Source organism: Bradyrhizobium sp. SZCCHNS1050, assembly GCF_032484785.1.
GTDB lineage: Bacteria > Pseudomonadota > Alphaproteobacteria > Rhizobiales > Xanthobacteraceae > Bradyrhizobium.
The window spans coordinates 1,339,340-1,354,125 of record NZ_JAUETR010000001.1 but is presented as its reverse complement, the minus strand read 5'-3'; the positions used below and the strand labels follow the sequence as shown (position 1 = coordinate 1,354,125).

The 14,786-nt window shown below is 66.6% G+C and carries 16 protein-coding genes; 12 read left to right on the top strand and 4 right to left on the bottom strand.

All coding sequences use genetic code 11. The features are described from left to right. The first annotated feature begins 83 nt into the window (after positions 1–83). On the top strand, positions 84–2,378 hold the full coding sequence (locus tag QX094_RS06260) for a heavy metal translocating P-type ATPase (RefSeq protein WP_316186079.1): 2,295 nt from the start codon (positions 84–86) through the stop codon (positions 2,376–2,378). A gap of 10 nt (positions 2,379–2,388) precedes the next feature. Here the strand turns inward: QX094_RS06260 and QX094_RS06255 are convergent, their stop codons facing one another. Next, positions 2,389–2,796 (bottom strand): hypothetical protein, encoded by a 408-nt coding sequence (locus QX094_RS06255; protein ID WP_315716524.1) that lies wholly within the window; start codon positions 2,794–2,796, stop codon positions 2,389–2,391. A gap of 156 nt (positions 2,797–2,952) precedes the next feature. On the opposite strand from QX094_RS06255, the gene QX094_RS06250 reads away from it, so the two are divergent. Continuing rightward, positions 2,953–3,669: an MgtC/SapB family protein gene (locus QX094_RS06250; protein ID WP_315716525.1), complete on the top strand. Its 717-nt coding sequence runs from the start codon at positions 2,953–2,955 to the stop codon at positions 3,667–3,669. Between the two features lie 213 nt (positions 3,670–3,882). Here QX094_RS06250 and QX094_RS06245 read toward each other — a convergent pair whose 3' ends face one another. After that, positions 3,883–4,683: an RMD1 family protein gene (locus QX094_RS06245; protein ID WP_409977997.1), complete on the bottom strand. Its 801-nt coding sequence runs from the start codon at positions 4,681–4,683 to the stop codon at positions 3,883–3,885. A gap of 152 nt (positions 4,684–4,835) precedes the next feature. On the opposite strand from QX094_RS06245, the gene QX094_RS06240 reads away from it, so the two are divergent. Beyond that, on the top strand, positions 4,836–5,984 hold the full coding sequence (locus tag QX094_RS06240) for a DUF3095 domain-containing protein (RefSeq protein ID WP_315716526.1): 1,149 nt from the start codon (positions 4,836–4,838) through the stop codon (positions 5,982–5,984). A gap of 6 nt (positions 5,985–5,990) precedes the next feature. On the opposite strand, the gene QX094_RS06235 is transcribed toward QX094_RS06240, so the two are convergent. Both QX094_RS06235 and QX094_RS06230 read right to left on the bottom strand, forming a co-directional pair. Next, positions 5,991–6,425 (bottom strand): DUF2147 domain-containing protein, encoded by a 435-nt coding sequence (locus tag QX094_RS06235; RefSeq protein ID WP_315716527.1) that lies wholly within the window; start codon positions 6,423–6,425, stop codon positions 5,991–5,993. A gap of 1,035 nt (positions 6,426–7,460) precedes the next feature. After that, entirely contained in the window at positions 7,461–7,994 is a 534-nt protein-coding gene (locus QX094_RS06230) for a GNAT family N-acetyltransferase (RefSeq protein WP_315716528.1), read from the bottom strand. 104 nt (positions 7,995–8,098) lie between these two features. On the opposite strand from QX094_RS06230, the gene QX094_RS06225 reads away from it, so the two are divergent. From QX094_RS06225 to QX094_RS06185, 9 genes are all read left to right on the top strand, one after another. Beyond that, the gene (locus tag QX094_RS06225; RefSeq protein WP_315753699.1) at positions 8,099–8,698 is read left to right on the top strand and encodes a superoxide dismutase; all 600 of its coding nucleotides are present in this window, start codon (positions 8,099–8,101) and stop codon (positions 8,696–8,698) included. A 176-nt stretch (positions 8,699–8,874) separates the two neighbouring features. Beyond that, positions 8,875–9,261, top strand: a complete 387-nt coding sequence (crcB, locus tag QX094_RS06220) for a fluoride efflux transporter CrcB (protein ID WP_315753697.1) — start codon at positions 8,875–8,877, stop codon at positions 9,259–9,261. Between the two features lie 196 nt (positions 9,262–9,457). Next, the gene (locus tag QX094_RS06215; RefSeq protein ID WP_316186080.1) at positions 9,458–9,670 is read left to right on the top strand and encodes a hypothetical protein; all 213 of its coding nucleotides are present in this window, start codon (positions 9,458–9,460) and stop codon (positions 9,668–9,670) included. After that, a complete protein-coding gene (locus tag QX094_RS06210; RefSeq protein WP_315753694.1) occupies positions 9,670–10,431 on the top strand; it encodes an ABC transporter ATP-binding protein in 762 nt (253 codons plus the stop codon). The genes QX094_RS06215 and QX094_RS06210 overlap by 1 nt, the downstream gene beginning before the upstream one ends. After that, complete coding sequence (locus QX094_RS06205; protein WP_409977973.1) at positions 10,428–11,300, top strand: metal ABC transporter permease; 873 nt, start codon at positions 10,428–10,430, stop codon at positions 11,298–11,300. The genes QX094_RS06210 and QX094_RS06205 overlap by 4 nt, the downstream gene beginning before the upstream one ends. Positions 11,301–11,311: 11 nt before the next feature. Further along, entirely contained in the window at positions 11,312–12,187 is an 876-nt protein-coding gene (locus QX094_RS06200; RefSeq protein WP_316186081.1) for a metal ABC transporter substrate-binding protein, read from the top strand. Between the two features lie 70 nt (positions 12,188–12,257). Further along, positions 12,258–13,298, top strand: coding sequence for a CobW family GTP-binding protein (locus QX094_RS06195; protein WP_409977974.1), 1,041 nt, complete (start codon positions 12,258–12,260; stop codon positions 13,296–13,298). Beyond that, complete coding sequence (locus QX094_RS06190) at positions 13,298–14,317, top strand: WD40 repeat domain-containing protein (protein ID WP_315716535.1); 1,020 nt, start codon at positions 13,298–13,300, stop codon at positions 14,315–14,317. Before QX094_RS06195 ends, QX094_RS06190 begins: the two co-directional genes overlap by 1 nt. An 83-nt stretch (positions 14,318–14,400) precedes the next feature. Beyond that, positions 14,401–14,721 carry a hypothetical protein gene (locus QX094_RS06185; RefSeq protein ID WP_316187677.1) on the top strand — a complete coding sequence of 107 codons (321 nt, stop codon included), beginning with the start codon at positions 14,401–14,403 and terminating at the stop codon, positions 14,719–14,721. The last annotated feature ends 65 nt before the right edge of the window (positions 14,722–14,786 follow it).

The window sequence follows — 14,786 nt, the reverse complement described above, 5'->3', positions numbered from 1 at the left end:
CGGTCGCTCTCGCCGTTGATTTCGCTCAAGCGTCCGACGGGCGGCAGCAGCGATAGTGCCGACGCAATCCGGAACCGGTATCCATGTTCGAGCGCATTCTGCGGTGGACCCTCGTCGCAATCGCAATCGCGGGCCTCGCCGCGGGCGGCCTCGCGCATGTGCTCGGTCGCCCCGATCTTGCCGGGATCGCGTTCACGGCCTCGACCGTTCCTGTCATCCTGGGGCTGATCGTCTCGATCGTCCGCGATTTCCTGGCCGGCCGCATCGGCGTCGACGCGATCGCGCTGGTGTCGATGAGCGCGGCGATCATCCTCGGCGAGCCGCTGGCCGGCGCTGTCGTGGCGCTGATGTATTCCGGCGGCAACGTGCTGGAGGACATTGCCGTCGCCCGCGCCGAGCACGATCTGCGCGCGTTGGTCGATCGCGCGCCCCGCGAGGCGCATCGCCGTCGTGGCGACGAGATCGACAACGTTCCGATCGCCAGCGTCGCGGTCGGTGATCGCCTGATGGTCCGCGCCGGCGAGATCGTCCCGGTCGACGGTATGGTCGAAACAACCATCGCCGTCGTCGACGAGTCGGCGCTCACGGGCGAGCCCATCCCGGTGATGAAGACGCGCGGGATGGCGATCCTGTCGGGATCTGTGAACGCCGGCGACACGTTCGAAATGGCCGTCACGGCGACCGCGGGCGAAAGCACCTATGCCGGCATCGTCAAGCTGGTGACGACGGCCCAGACCGCGAAAGCGCCGTTCGTGCGGCTTGCCGACCGCTACGCGCTGATCTTCCTGCCCGTAAGCCTCGCTATTGCGGGAGCCGCCTATTTGGCCTCGGGCGATCTGATCCGGAGTCTTGCCGTGCTGGTGGCGGCAACGCCGTGCCCGCTGATTCTCGCCGCACCCGTCGCTTTCATTGCGGGTGTGGCGCAGGCGGCCCGAAGCGGCATTCTGGTCAAAGGCGGCGGCAAGCTCGAGGCGCTCGCGCGTGCCCATACCGTGCTGTTCGACAAGACGGGCACGCTGACCGTCGGCGGCGCGCGGCTGCTCTCGGTCGACGCGGCACCGGGCGAGGACGCCGATGCGGTCCTGCTGCTCTGCGCATCGCTCGAGCAGGCCTCGCACCACGTGGTGGCGCACGCGATCGTTCAGGCCGGCCAGGCCCGCGGGCTGAAGCTGAAGGTGCCCGAACAGGTCAGGGAGACGATGGGCTCGGGCCTCGAAGGGCTGATCGATGGCCGCCCTGTGATGGCCGGCTCGCGCGACCTCGTGCTCGGCAGCCGCACGCCGCCGGCTTGGGCGGCGCGCGCGATCCGCCGGGCGTCGTGGCGTTCGGCCCTGATCGTCTTCGTCGCCGTCGAGGGGCGCCCGATCGGGGCGCTGCTGCTGGCGGACGAGCTGCGCGCGGATACGCCGCGGGCGATCCGCTGGCTGCGCGAGGCCGGCATCGCGCGCATGGTCATGGTGACCGGGGACCGCGCCGCGGCCGCGCAGGCGATCGGCGCGGCGCTCGACCTCGACGCCGTGCTGGCGGACCGTGTCCCCTCCGACAAGGTGGAGGCGGTCAGGAGCGAGCAGCGGCTGCATCCCACCATCATGGTCGGCGACGGCATCAACGACGCCCCGGCGCTGGCCTGCGCCGACGTCGGCATCGCGCTCGGCGCCCGCGGCGCCAGCGCCTCGTCGGAAGCCGCCGACGTGGTCATTCTGGCCGATCGGCTCGATCGGGTCGGCGAGGCGATCGTGATCGCCCAGCGCGCCCGACGCGTCGCCCTGGAGAGCATCTTCGCCGGCATGGGCCTGTCGTTCGTCGCGATGGGGGCCGCCGCCTTCGGGCTGCTGCAGCCGGTACCTGCGGCCCTGGTCCAGGAGGCCATCGACGTCGCCGTCATCCTGAACGCGCTCCGCGCTCTGTTCCCGGCTGGACGCAGCAAGGCCGGCCGGATCACGGCCGAAGACGGCCGAGGGCTCAGGCATGATCACCAGGCGCTGCTGCGCGGCCTCGACCGCCTGCGCTCGATCGTCGATGCGCTCGACGAAGCCTCGCCGGACGGCGCCGTGGCGCTGATCATGGAGGCAAACGGCGTGGTGCAGGACAAGGTCGTGGCGCATGAGCGCGACGACGAAGGCTCGGTCTATCCGAAGCTCGCGCGGCTCCTGCAGGAGAGCCATGGCCTGTCGGCGATGAGCCGGGCGCATCGCGAGATCCTGCATCTGGCGCGCCTGCTCGGCCGGCTGGTCGAGGATCTGCCGTCCGAGCATGTGGACCGCTATCTGATCCGCGATGCGCAACGGGTGATCGAGGCGATCGAAACGCTGGTGCGCATGCACACGGCGCAGGAGGACGACATCTATGAGGCCGTGGTGGCGCGCTCGGCCGCCTGAACCGTTCGCGTCAGCCCGGATGCCGCGGCAGGTCGATCCGTTCGTTGGCAAATTCCGCAGGACCTTCGATCAGGCGGCGGATCCGCCGCTGGCGCTCCTCGGCCGACAGGCTCGGATCGAGCATCCGATCGATCAGCCGGATCGCATTCTGCTCGATGGCGACGGGATCCCGTGACGTGGGCTGCCCGGCTGCTGCCGGCCGCGATGCATGCAGGCCGATCGTGAGCAACTGGCCGATGGCGTCGGAGCGTGTCATCTGGTGAGCCTCCGCCCAGGCGTCGATCTCGGCGGTGAGCTCCTGGGACAGCTTTACCGCACTCACCGCATCATGTCCCAGCCGGACGGCCGGGCTGTGATCCCTGCGGACGTCGGAGAATGGCGTCATGTGTTTGCCGGACGTCATCTGCCTGTTGATCATATCAGCCTAAAGTATGCGGGAGGGACTGGGATTTGATTTCGATCAAGGACGTCCTAAGAAAGCGGCCTCTCGCGGCGGTTCCGCCGCCGGATGCCACGCGTGTCGCTGCTGCCAGGCAGGCCACGGAGCTTAATACTGCAGACAGTCAGCAAACCCATGCGATTCCTCCACACTTTCCAAGTCTATGATTTCCTCGACACGCTCGTCAGCCTGTTCGCAGCTTTCGTGCTGGCCACGCTGATCGGCGCCGAGCGGCAATACCGGCAGCGCAGCGCCGGCCTGCGCACCAACGTGCTGGTCGCCGTCGGCGCGGCCGCCTTCGTCGATCTCGGCAACCGCCTGACCGGCGCCGACGGCGCGGTGCGGATCATCGCCTATGTGGTGTCGGGCATCGGCTTCCTCGGCGCCGGCACGATCATGAAGGAGGGCATGAACGTCCGCGGGCTCAACACCGCGGCGACGCTGTGGGCGTCCGCCGCGGTCGGCGCCTGCGCCGGCGCCGACCTGATCGCGCAATCGGTGGCGCTGACCGTGTTCGTGCTGGCCGGCAACACGCTGCTGCGGCCGCTGGTCAACGCGATCGATCGCATCCCGCTCAATGCGCAGACGTCGGAGGCGCACTACGAGATCGTCCTGACCACCGACGGGCTGCGCGCCGCCGAGCTGCGCGAGGCGCTCGACGAGCGGCTGGAGGCGGCCAAATACCCGGTGCGGGAGACCGAGGTCGTCTATCGCTCCGAGGACATCGTCGAGATCGTCGCGACGCTGGTGCCGCTCGCGGTCGATACGGTCGATCTCGACCGCGTCGTGTCCGAGCTGGCGAAGCTCGCCGGGGTCCGTCATGCGACCTGGAACGTCAGGGCGCTGGTGTGACGGCATTGCCGGACCAGCATCGCCGCACCGGCGGCGGGGCGCTCGCCACACCTCGTGGCTGCCGGCCGCCGGCGGCCGTGGCAAGCTCCCCACCCACGTCATGGTTCGATATCCCCTGCATCGCTCATCGCGCCCATGCGAAAGTTCCATGTCGCGCCTGAACCATCGCTGAATGCAGCGCCGTCAGTCGTCAGGCGTGCGGCAGCTCCATCGTCAGTGCCCGCCGCGGGCGAAGATCTCATAGAAGCCGAGCACGATCTCGCAGGCGATCAGGATGACGACGATGACCTCGAGCCGCAGCGAGCGCTTGGTGTCGATGATGTCGGCGAGCGTGGTCGCCGTCTCGGCGATCACCGCGAGCTTGCGGTTGAGGGTGTCCTCGCGCTCTTTCAGCTCATACTCGTCCTCGAGCCGCGCATAGAGCCGCTCCAGATCTGGCCGGTCCCACAACACGTCCGGCTTTTCGCCGACGGCCACGCGGCCGGAGACGCGGTGCTGCACCAGCAGCGCCTCGCCGAGCAGCTTGAGCATCGCCACCCGGCTCTTCGATGTTCGTCCCAGCATCGCCAGCTCGCGCGCGAACGGCTCGATGGTGTCGAACACGTTGGCGATCTCGCGCTCGCTGCGGCCGAGCACGACGCTCTTCGCCAGCGCATCGGCGACGATGAGCAGCCGCTCCAGCGACAATTCCTTGACCAGGACCGGGCCGCCGACCGGGATCGGCTCGTCGGATTCGCGCGCGACCTGGACCTTGGCCGTCTCTTCCTCGTGGGGGGCGATCGGGCCGAACAGCCGCGCGCTCAGCCGGTCGAGGAAGTTGATCTCCTCGGCCACCGACAGGCCGATGAAGACGACGACGCCGTAGCGGAAGACCACGGCGACTCCCGTCTCGCCGATGCGGACCGCAAGCGGCGTCGCCGACAGCACCTGGCCTTCGAAGCCGGCGGTATTGATGCGGTCCGCGATCTGGAGCGCGCGGGCGGCGAGTTGTGGAACGGGGGAGGAGTCGGCCATGATGGTGAAAGGGTAGCACGTCGAGCCCGACAGAACGATAACGCGGCGCAAGCCTGGCGACACGTCCGTTGCCGAATATCGCTGCCTGAACCCGCTTGACAGGAAGGAACGTAGCTCCTCATTGGACGCGCACCCCGGATGGATGCCTCTCGATGTCGAAGACCAGTGCTGCGGACTACTATGCCTCGATCCCGGTGTTTCGCGGCTTCGCGCGCCTGATGGAGCCGCAGCTCTACCAGCCGGTGCCGGACGACTGGCTGATCGGCACGGCCGACATCGTCGAGTCGACCAAGGCGATCGCCGACAGGCGCTACAAGGCGGTCAACATGGCCGGGGCGGCGGTCATCGCCGCGGTCACCAATGCCTTGGAGGGGCGCGAATTCCCGTTCGTGTTCGGCGGTGACGGCGCCAGCTTCGCCGTCAGCCCGGATGACGAAGCGGCCGCGCGCGAAGCCCTTGCCGCCACCGCGACCTGGGTCAGGGAGGATCTCGCTCTCGCGATGCGCGTCGCGCTGGTGCCCGTGACGGCGATCCGCGCGCAGGGGCTCGATGTCCGCGTGGCGCGCTACGGTCCGTCGGCCAATCTGTCCTATGCGATGTTCGCGGGCGGCGGAGTGGGCTGGGCCGAGGCCGCGATGAAGCGGGGCGAGTTCGCGATTCCCCCGGCGCCGTCCGGTGCGCAGCCCGATCTGTCCGGACTCTCGTGCCGCTTCGAGGAGATTCCGGCGGCGCGCGGGGTCATCCTGTCGGTGCTGGTGCTGCCGGCTCCCGGCGCGGATGCGCAGGCCTATCGCAAGGTGATCGAGGAGATCATCACCCTCACCGAGCGCAGCCCCGATGCCGGGCGGCCGGTGCCGGCCGGCGCGCCGGCGTTGCGATGGCCGCCGCAGGGATTTGGCTACGAGGTCCGCGCCGCGCGCGGACCGCTGTTGTCGCGCTGGGCCCGCGTGCTCGGACGTACGCTGTTCGTCTATGCCGTGATGCGGTTCAACATCAGCATCGGCGGCTTCGTGCCGGATCTCTACAAGCAGCAGGTGGTCGAGAATTCCGACTTCCGCAAATATGACGATGCGCTGCGCATGATCCTCGACTGCACCGACGAGCTCGCGCAGGAGCTGGAGCGCCGGCTCGGCGCGGCGGCTTCGCGCGGCATCGTCCGCTACGGGCTGCATCGGCAAGATGCCGCGATGATGACCTGCTTCACGCCGTCCGCGATCCGGCCGGATCACGTCCACTTCATCGACGGCGCGCGAGGCGGCTACGCATCGGCTGCGACCGCGTTGAAGGCCGCGGTCGCCTGAGAGTGATCAGCGCGCGCGGGTCCAGGTCTCGCCGCCGCACAGCGATCCGACGCAGCCTTCCACCTTCAGCGTATCCGGGCCGGAGACGGAGATGTGGCTGGTGTAGCTCTGGCCGTCATCGGCGTTGTAGATCTTGCCGGACCATTTATTCGGCCCCTCCGAGTGAACGCCTTCGAACAATTGCAGGCCGATGATCGGGCGGTTGGCCAGCGCGCGATTGGGATTCTTGTTGTCGACGGCCGGCTTGCCGGTGTCGGTGTCCATCGGCTCCTTCAGCCACACGACGGTGCCGCAGAGATTGGCGCCGCATTTGGCGACCTTGATCCTGGCGTCGCCCGCCTGGGTCAGCCAGGTGCCGGTCGGATCATCGGCGGCCAAAGCGGGCTGCGCCATCACGACGGTCGCCAGCGCAAGACCAGCCAAACGCAATTTCCAAATCATCTTACCCCCCGTTGAAGCCGCGTTTCCATAACAGCAAACGGCGCAGTTGCAATCGCAGAGGAGCGGTTGTCCAAAGCGGGATCATCACGATCAGGTGCATGGCTGCCGAGCCGTCTCAATTCCTTGTTCGGTTGTCTCATGCATGTGCCGGGAAATGGTTTTGATTGCGGCAACAAACTCGGCTGTCGTCCCGGCCCTTGAACCGGGATCCATACCCCCAGGGAGCGGTTCGAAACGCGCCGGCGATTGGCTTTTCGCATCTCGCGTCGCCGCCGCGTATGGGTCCTGGATCGGCGCCATGCCGCGCTGGCGCGCGTCACGGCTTGTCCGGGACGACGACGGCGGGTGAGGCGGTTTCACGGTTCAAACAGCGATGGACATGGCTTTGCAGTCTCGCGGCGCATCGCGCCCGAGGTCTGCGATCAGTCCGTCCCTCTCGAAATGCAGAGGGCGCAGGGAATGCCGGGTGAAGGCCTCACCCATGGCCCGCCTGCGAAAAGAATGCAGGCGGCAGGTACCACAGGCAAAGCCGATTCAACCGGCATTCCCTGCGCGACGGTCTTCACGCTTATACGCAGTCTCCCTGGTGCGCCGGGCTTGTTGGCCACCATCCCCAGCGCCATGCGTGAGCATTGCGCCAGGTTGACACCAGCTTCGGGGTGTCAGGACGCTGCGACTTCACGTCCGCGTGCTACCGTTCGTCCGCACGCCGATAAGCATGCTGCGGCAGCAACGCGGCCATCGCATCCCCACCTCGCGTGTCGTGACGATCGCGCGCTACGCCCCTCTGCGGTGAGGCGGGATGCCGGGATACAAGCATGATTTCTTGAAAAACGCAAGAGAATTATTTTTTTCGGAATACGGGCCATGTGATCCGCTGTCGTCCCGGCCTCGAGCGGGGACCCATCCTCCGCAGCGGACATCATGGGCAAAGTGCCATGACCAGCGTGCCTCAAACGTCTGCCTGGGGGTAGGTCGTCCCGGATCTGCGCGCGCGTACCGCGCGCTTGTCCGGGACGACAGGGGAGAGCGGCCTCACCACGGCAATCCGCAGAGGTCGATGGTGCCGCGGGTCGGCGCAGTGCGCTTGACGTCGTGCACGAGCGCAGACAGCGTGTCGAAGCGGATGCGGCCCTGGTCGGGCTGCTCGGCGTAGACGTCGCCGTCGAACGGGATGAAGCCCCTTGCGCCGTAGAAGGCGATGCGATCCGGCGCGCAGAACAGCACGGCGTAGTTGATCGAGTCTTCGTGCCGCAGGGTCTGGATCGCGGCGTTGAGTCCCACGGTGGCCAGGCCACGATTGCGCACGTCCGCGCGCGTCAAAACGCCGCCGATGCCGCCGATGTTGACGTTCTGCCCGTTCCATTTCACCAGGCGGCGATAGATGCCGACGTGGCAGAGCAGGTCGCCACTCTCGTCTTGCACCAGCACGCGCAGATCGGCATGCGCAAAAGTGATACCTGCCCAGGGTAAGCTCGCGACCACCTCGGGCGGCCAGATCGCGTCGTACAGCGGCTTCACCAGCGGCCAGGAGGCGTCGCCATTCAGGACCTCGATTTCGATGCTCATCAAAACGGCTCGCTTTTTCCAGAATCACAGTGTTTAGGACTGCGGAACCTTCTATAAGAAGGTCCCGTTAAATCCCGTCTTCCACAAGTTGCGGAACCGCCCCCATGACCTTTACGCTTCCCCCCCTGCCTTACGCCTATGAAGCCCTCGGCCCCTACATGTCCAAGGAGACGCTCGAGTACCACCACGACAAGCATCACCAGGCCTATGTGACCAACGGCAACAATGCGATCAAGGGGACCGAATTCGAAGGCAAGTCCCTCGAGGAGATCGTCAAGGGCTCGTTCGGCAAGAACCCCGCCGTGTTCAACAATGCCGGCCAGCATTTCAACCACATCCATTTCTGGTCCTGGATGAAGCCGAACGGCGGCGGCTCCAAGCTGCCCGGCCGGCTCGAGAAGAAGATCGACGAGGATCTCGGCGGCTTCGAGAAGTTCAAGGCCGACTTCGCGGCCGCCGGCGTCGGCCAGTTCGGCTCGGGCTGGTGCTGGCTCTCGGTCAAGAACGGCAAGCTCGAAATCTCCAAGACCCCGAACGGCGAGAACCCGCTGGTGCACGGCGCGACCCCGATCCTCGGCTGCGACGTCTGGGAGCACTCCTACTACATCGACTATCGCAACCGCCGTCCCGACTATCTGAAGGCGTTCGTCGAGAACCTGATCAACTGGGATTACGTCGACGAGCTCTACGGCAAGGCGATCTGATCGCTGACGCAAGCAAGTGACCAGGGCGGCGGCTTCGGCTCGCCGCCCTTTTTCATGGCAAGGCTTTTGACGAGGGCGATCCTTGCAAGAGCGGCGCCCTTGCGGCAAGAGTTTTGCTCCATTCGCGACGAGGGCAGGGCATTCCGTCTCTCGATGCGGTCTGCAGGTAAGGTCCCGTGAATCAACTGGTCGGATTTCTTCTCGTCTTCTTCGGCGGCGGCTGCGGCGCCTCGCTACGGCACGCGATCAACATGGCCAGCGCCAAGGCATTCGGGACGGACTTCCCGTACGGCACCTTCATCATCAACATCACCGGCTCCACCGTGATGGGTCTGATCGCCGGGTATCTCGCCTTCAAGGGCGGCGCGCCCCAGCATTGGCGGCTGTTCCTGATGACCGGCATTCTTGGCGGCTACACCACGTTCTCGGCGTTCTCGCTCGACACCGCGCTGCTGTATGAGCGGGGCGCGTTGGGACTGGCTGCGGTCTACGTGCTGGGGTCGGTGGGGATCTCGATCGCCGGCCTGTTCGCCGGCCTGGCGCTGGTGCGGTATTTCAGCTGACGCGCTGGTTGACGGGAGGCGGTCTGTCTCCGCCGTCATTGCGAGCGCAGCGAAGCAATCCAGAATCCCTCCGCTTGGGCAGCCTGGATTGCTTCGCTGCGCTCGCAATGACGGGGTGAGAACCACGACCTCCGATGCCACAAACGCCCCGCCTGCGGTGGACAGCGGTGATGTTATAATGTAACATCATGACGAAATGACGCAGTCTGCCCTCGATAGCCACGGCCATTCGCATGCGCACGGGTACAGCCATGGTCACGGTCATGCCCACAGCCACGGTCCCGCGGCGCCGCATCCGGCGCAGCCGGCGCCGTGGTCGATCCTGCGCATGCCGGTGACGACGCGGCTCGGCGCGGCGCTGGCGGCGAGCGCGGTGCTCTGGCTGATCGTCTGGCTGGCGATGCGATGATGACGGCCATGGTCCAGCTGCAATTCCGCGACGTGACTCTGGGCTACGACCGCCACCCCGCCGTGCATCACCTTACCGGTGAGGTCGCGACAGGGGCGCTGCTCGCCGTGGTCGGCCCCAACGGCGCCGGCAAGTCGACGCTGTTTCGCGGCATCGTCGGGCTGTTGAAGCCGCTCGCCGGCACCATCGCCGCGGCCGGCCTGAAGCCGCGCGAAATCGCCTATCTGCCGCAGATCGCCGATATCGACCGCTCCTTCCCGATCTCGGTGTTCGATTTCGTCAGCACCGGACTGTGGCGCAGCACCGGCATGTTTGGCGGCATCGGCGCGGCCGCGCGCGAGAAGATCGCGCAGGCGATCGCGGCCGTCGGCCTCACCGGCTTCGAGGGTCGCGGCATTGGCACGCTCTCGGGTGGCCAGATGCAGCGCATGCTGTTCGCGCGCGTGCTGCTGCAGGATGCCCGCGTGATCGTGCTCGACGAGCCGTTCAATGCGATGGACACGAAGACCTCGGCCGACCTTCTGCAACTGATCGAGCACTGGCATGGCGAGCGGCGCACCGTGCTGGCGGCGCTGCACGACATGGACATGGTGCGCGCGCATTTCCCGCAGACCCTGCTGCTGGCGCGCGAGGCCGTGGCCTGGGGACCGACGGCGGAGGTGCTGACCGCCGACAATCTGTCGCAGGCGCGTCGGATGTGCGAGGCGTTCGACGATGCCGCCGCGCCCTGCGTGCCTGCGCAAGCCTCCAAGGCGGCATGATGCTGCGCGAGGTGCTGTTCGCTCCGTTCTCGGATTTCGAGTTCATGCGCCGCGCGCTCGCCGCGGTCATCGCGCTGTCGCTCGGCTCCGGACCGATCGGCGTCTTCCTGATGCTCAGGCGCATGAGCCTGGTCGGCGACGCCATGGCACATGCGATTCTTCCCGGCGCGGCGATCGGTTTCCTGCTGTCGGGTCTCAATTTGTTTGCGATGACGACCGGCGGCCTGATCGCCGGCTTTGCCGTGGCGCTGCTATCGGGCCTCGTCTCGCGCTCGACCGGGTTGAAGGAGGACGCGTCGCTCGCGACCTTCTATCTGGCGTCACTGGCGATCGGCGTCACCATCGTCTCGGTCAAGGGCACCAACGTCGATCTCTTGCACGTGCTGTTCGGCAACATCCTGGCGATGGACGACCCGACCTTGCTGATGGTCGCGACCAACGCCACCATCACGCTCGTCGTGCTCGCCGTGATCTACCGCCCGCTGGTCGTCGAGAGCGTCGATCCCTTGTTCCTGCGCACCGTGAGCCGGGCGGGCGCGCCGGCGCATCTGATCTTCCTCGCCCTGATCGTCGTCAACCTCGTCAACGGCTTCCAGGCGCTCGGCACCTTGCTCGCGGTCGGCCTGATGATCCTGCCGGCGGGGATCGCCCGGTTCTGGTCGCGCGACGTCACGCCGATGATCTGCATCGCGGTCGCCTCTGCGATCGTCTCCGGCTATGTCGGGCTGGTGCTGTCGTTCCAGACCCGCATTCCCTCGGGGCCTGCGATCATCCTGGTCGCGTCCTTGCTCTATCTCGCCTCGGTGCTGTTCGGACGCGTGGGCGGCGTGCTTCCGCAACTGTTTCCGGGACGCCACCTCGAAGCCTGAAGTCGATGCCCATGAAACGCCTGTTGTCCGCGCTGAGCCTGTTGTTTGGCCTTGTTCTGATTGTCCCCGCATCGGCCGAGACCCGGCTGAAGGTCGTCACCAGCTTCTCGATCCTCGCCGATTTCGCCCGCCAGGTCGGCGGCGACAAGGTCAGTGTCGCCTCGCTGGTCGGGCCGGACAGCGACGTGCACGTCTACACGCCGACGCCGCATGATGCGAAGGATGTCGGCGCCGCGCAGCTCCTGATCGTCAACGGCCTCGGGCTGGAGGGCTGGCTGCCGCGGTTGCAGCAGGCCTCCGGCAGCAAAGCGCCGATCGTCGTCGCCACCCAGGGCATCACCCCACGCAAGCGCGGCTCGGATGCCGATCCGCATGCCTGGCAGTCGGTCGGCAATGCCAAGGTCTATGTGAAGAACATCCGCGATGCGCTGGTCGCGGCCGCCCCCGCAGACGCGGAGGTCTTCAAGGCCAATGCGGAACGCTATCTCGGCGAGCTCGATGCGCTCGACCGCGAGGTCCGCGCCGAGATCGACAAGATCCCGGCCGAGCGGCGCAAGGTGATCTCGACCCATGACGCCTTCGGTTATTTCGCCGATGCCTATGGCGTCCAGTTCATCGCCCCGCTCGGCGTCTCCACCGAGACCGAGCCGTCGGCCCGCGACGTTGCCGAGATCATCCGCCAAGTGAAAAAGGCCGGGATTCCGGCCGTCTTCCTGGAGAATTTCAACGACGACCGGCTGGTCGGCCGGATCGCCGCCGAGACCGGCGCGAAGATCGGCGGCACGCTGTATTCCGATGCCCTGAGCGAGGAAAAGGGGCCCGTTCCCACTTACATTGCCATGGTCCGGCACAATATAAGGGCTCTGACGAGCGCGCTGGTCCGTTAGGGTTCTCGAGCCCTCGCGGTAGTGCGCTTTTGAGCCATTTTCGACGCGATCTGAGGTTTTCGGAGTGAGCATGTCCGACGCGAGCAAGACACCAGTGACGGTCCTGACCGGCTATCTCGGGGCCGGCAAGACCACGCTTCTGAACCGCATCCTCTCGGAAGACCACGGCAAGAAGTACGCCGTCATCGTCAACGAATTCGGCGAGATAGGCATCGACAACGACCTCATCGTCGGCGCCGATGAGGAAGTGTTCGAGATGAACAATGGCTGCATCTGCTGCACCGTGCGCGGCGATCTCGTGCGCATCATCTCCGGCCTGATGCGCCGCAAGGGCAAGTTCGACGCGATCATCGTCGAGACCACGGGGCTCGCCGATCCGGCGCCGGTGGCGCAGACCTTCTTCGTCGACGAGGACGTGCAGAAGAACGCGCGGCTCGACGCGGTCGTGACGGTGGCCGACGCGAAGTGGCTCTCGGACCGGCTCAAGGATGCGCCGGAGGCGAAGAACCAGATCGCGTTTGCCGACGTCATCGTGCTCAACAAGACCGACCTCGTCACCAAGCCGGAGCTCGCCGAGGTCGAGGCGCGTATCCGCGCCATCAACCCCTATGCAAAGCTGCATCGCACCGAGCGCTGTCAGATCGCGATCGCGGATGTGCTGGAGCGCGGCGCGTTCGATCTCGACCGCATTCTGGAGATCGAGCCGCAATTCCTCGAAGCGGGCGACGATCACGATCATCACCACCATGATCACGACCACGGCCATGATCACCATCATCATCACGATCACGGCCTGAAGCACTATCACGACGAGGAGATGCAGTCGCTGTCGCTGCGCTCCGACAAGCCGCTCGATCCGTCGAAATTCATGCCGTGGCTGCAGAACCTGGTGCAGACCGAGGGCGGCAAGATCCTGCGCTCCAAGGGCATCCTGTCGTTCCAGGACGATGACGACCGCTACGTCTTCCAGGGCGTGCACATGATGCTCGAAGGCGATCACCAGCGGAAGTGGAAGCCCGACGAGGCGCGCCAGAGCCGCGTCGTCTTCATCGGCCGCGAGCTGCCGGAAGACGCCATCCGCGAAGGCTTCGAACGCTGCATCGTGACCTGATGACGTCGTTCGACCAGGGCGGCGAGGCCGCATCGATCGTCTCCGTCACCGACAAGGTGAAGCCGGTCTCGCTCGGCATGGCCGTCACGGCCGTGCACTATCTCGGCGATCGCGCCGCCTTCGTCGGCACCGAGGAGAGTGTCGCTGTCGTCGACGGCGACGGCGAGATCAGCAAGGTGGATGTCACCGGCGGCGGCATCCTGTCCGCGGTGTCGGACGGATCGCGCATCCTGATCGGCGGCGATGACGGCAAGGTCTCGTCGCTCGACAAGGCGGGCAGCGTGAGCGTGCTCGTGACCGATCCGAAGCGGCGCTGGATCGACAACGTTGCCCTTCATCCGGACGGTGCGATCGCCTGGTCGGTCGGCAAGACCGCGTTCGTGCGTCAGCCCAAGGGCGAGGAGAAGTCGCTCGAGGTGCCCTCGACCGCGGGCGGGTTGGCGTTCGCGCCGAAGGGCCTGCGGCTTGCGATCGCGCATTACAACGGCGCCACCTTGTGGTTTCCGAACATGGCGGGCGAGCCGGAATTCCTCGGCTGGGCCGGCTCGCATCACGCCGTCACCTTCAGCCCGGACAACAAGTTCCTGGTCACCGCGATGCACGAGCCGGCGCTGCATGGCTGGCGGCTCGCTGATAGCCGGCACATGCGGATGACCGGTTACCCCTCGCGGGTGAAGTCGATGTCCTGGGGCAGCGGCGGACGCTTCCTGGCGACCTCGGGTGCCGACATGGTCATCCTCTGGCCGTTCGTCGGCAAGGACGGCCCGATGGGCAAGGAGCCGGCGATGCTGGCGCCGATGAAGGCCAAGGTCACCGCGGTCGCCTGCCATCCCAAGCAGGACATCCTGGCCTGCGGCTACGAGGACGGCACCGTGCTGATGGTGCGGATGCAGGACGGCGCCGAGATCCTGGTGCGGCGGAACGAGACGCCGCCGATCGTGGCGCTGGGCTGGAATGCTGCGGGAACGTGGCTCGCTTTCTCCGATGAAAGTGGCGAGGCCGGGCTGCTGCGGCTCTGATGAAGCACTGGGACGCAGACCCCGATGGAACCTCGCAGGCGCGTGACCGTTGTTCCGCACACGTAGGATGCGGATGACAAGCCATGGCCTCGATCAACAGTAAACAGACGTTGCGCCGGGACATGCTGCTGGCGGCGGGCCTGTTCGTCCTCGGCGTGCTCGTGGCCGTGGTCTCGCTGACCGAGATCAAGGCCAATCACCTCGACCAGGTTGCGCAGGCGACGCCCTCGGCCTCGCCTGAACCGTCAGCGACCCCGGCCGAGTCCAAGCCCGGCGGCACGCGCCCGACGACGCCGGCGCCAGAGCCCGCGCGCCCTGACGTGGAAGCTCAAAAGGAAGGCGCCGAGCCGGCGCTGCCGCCGGCCCCGGCCGAGAAGGTCGCGCCGACGATGGAGCGGAAGTAGCTCGCTGTAGCAACGGCAGAGCGCGAGAGAGTTCGCGTGCTGCTTCCACGTCGTCATGCCCGGGG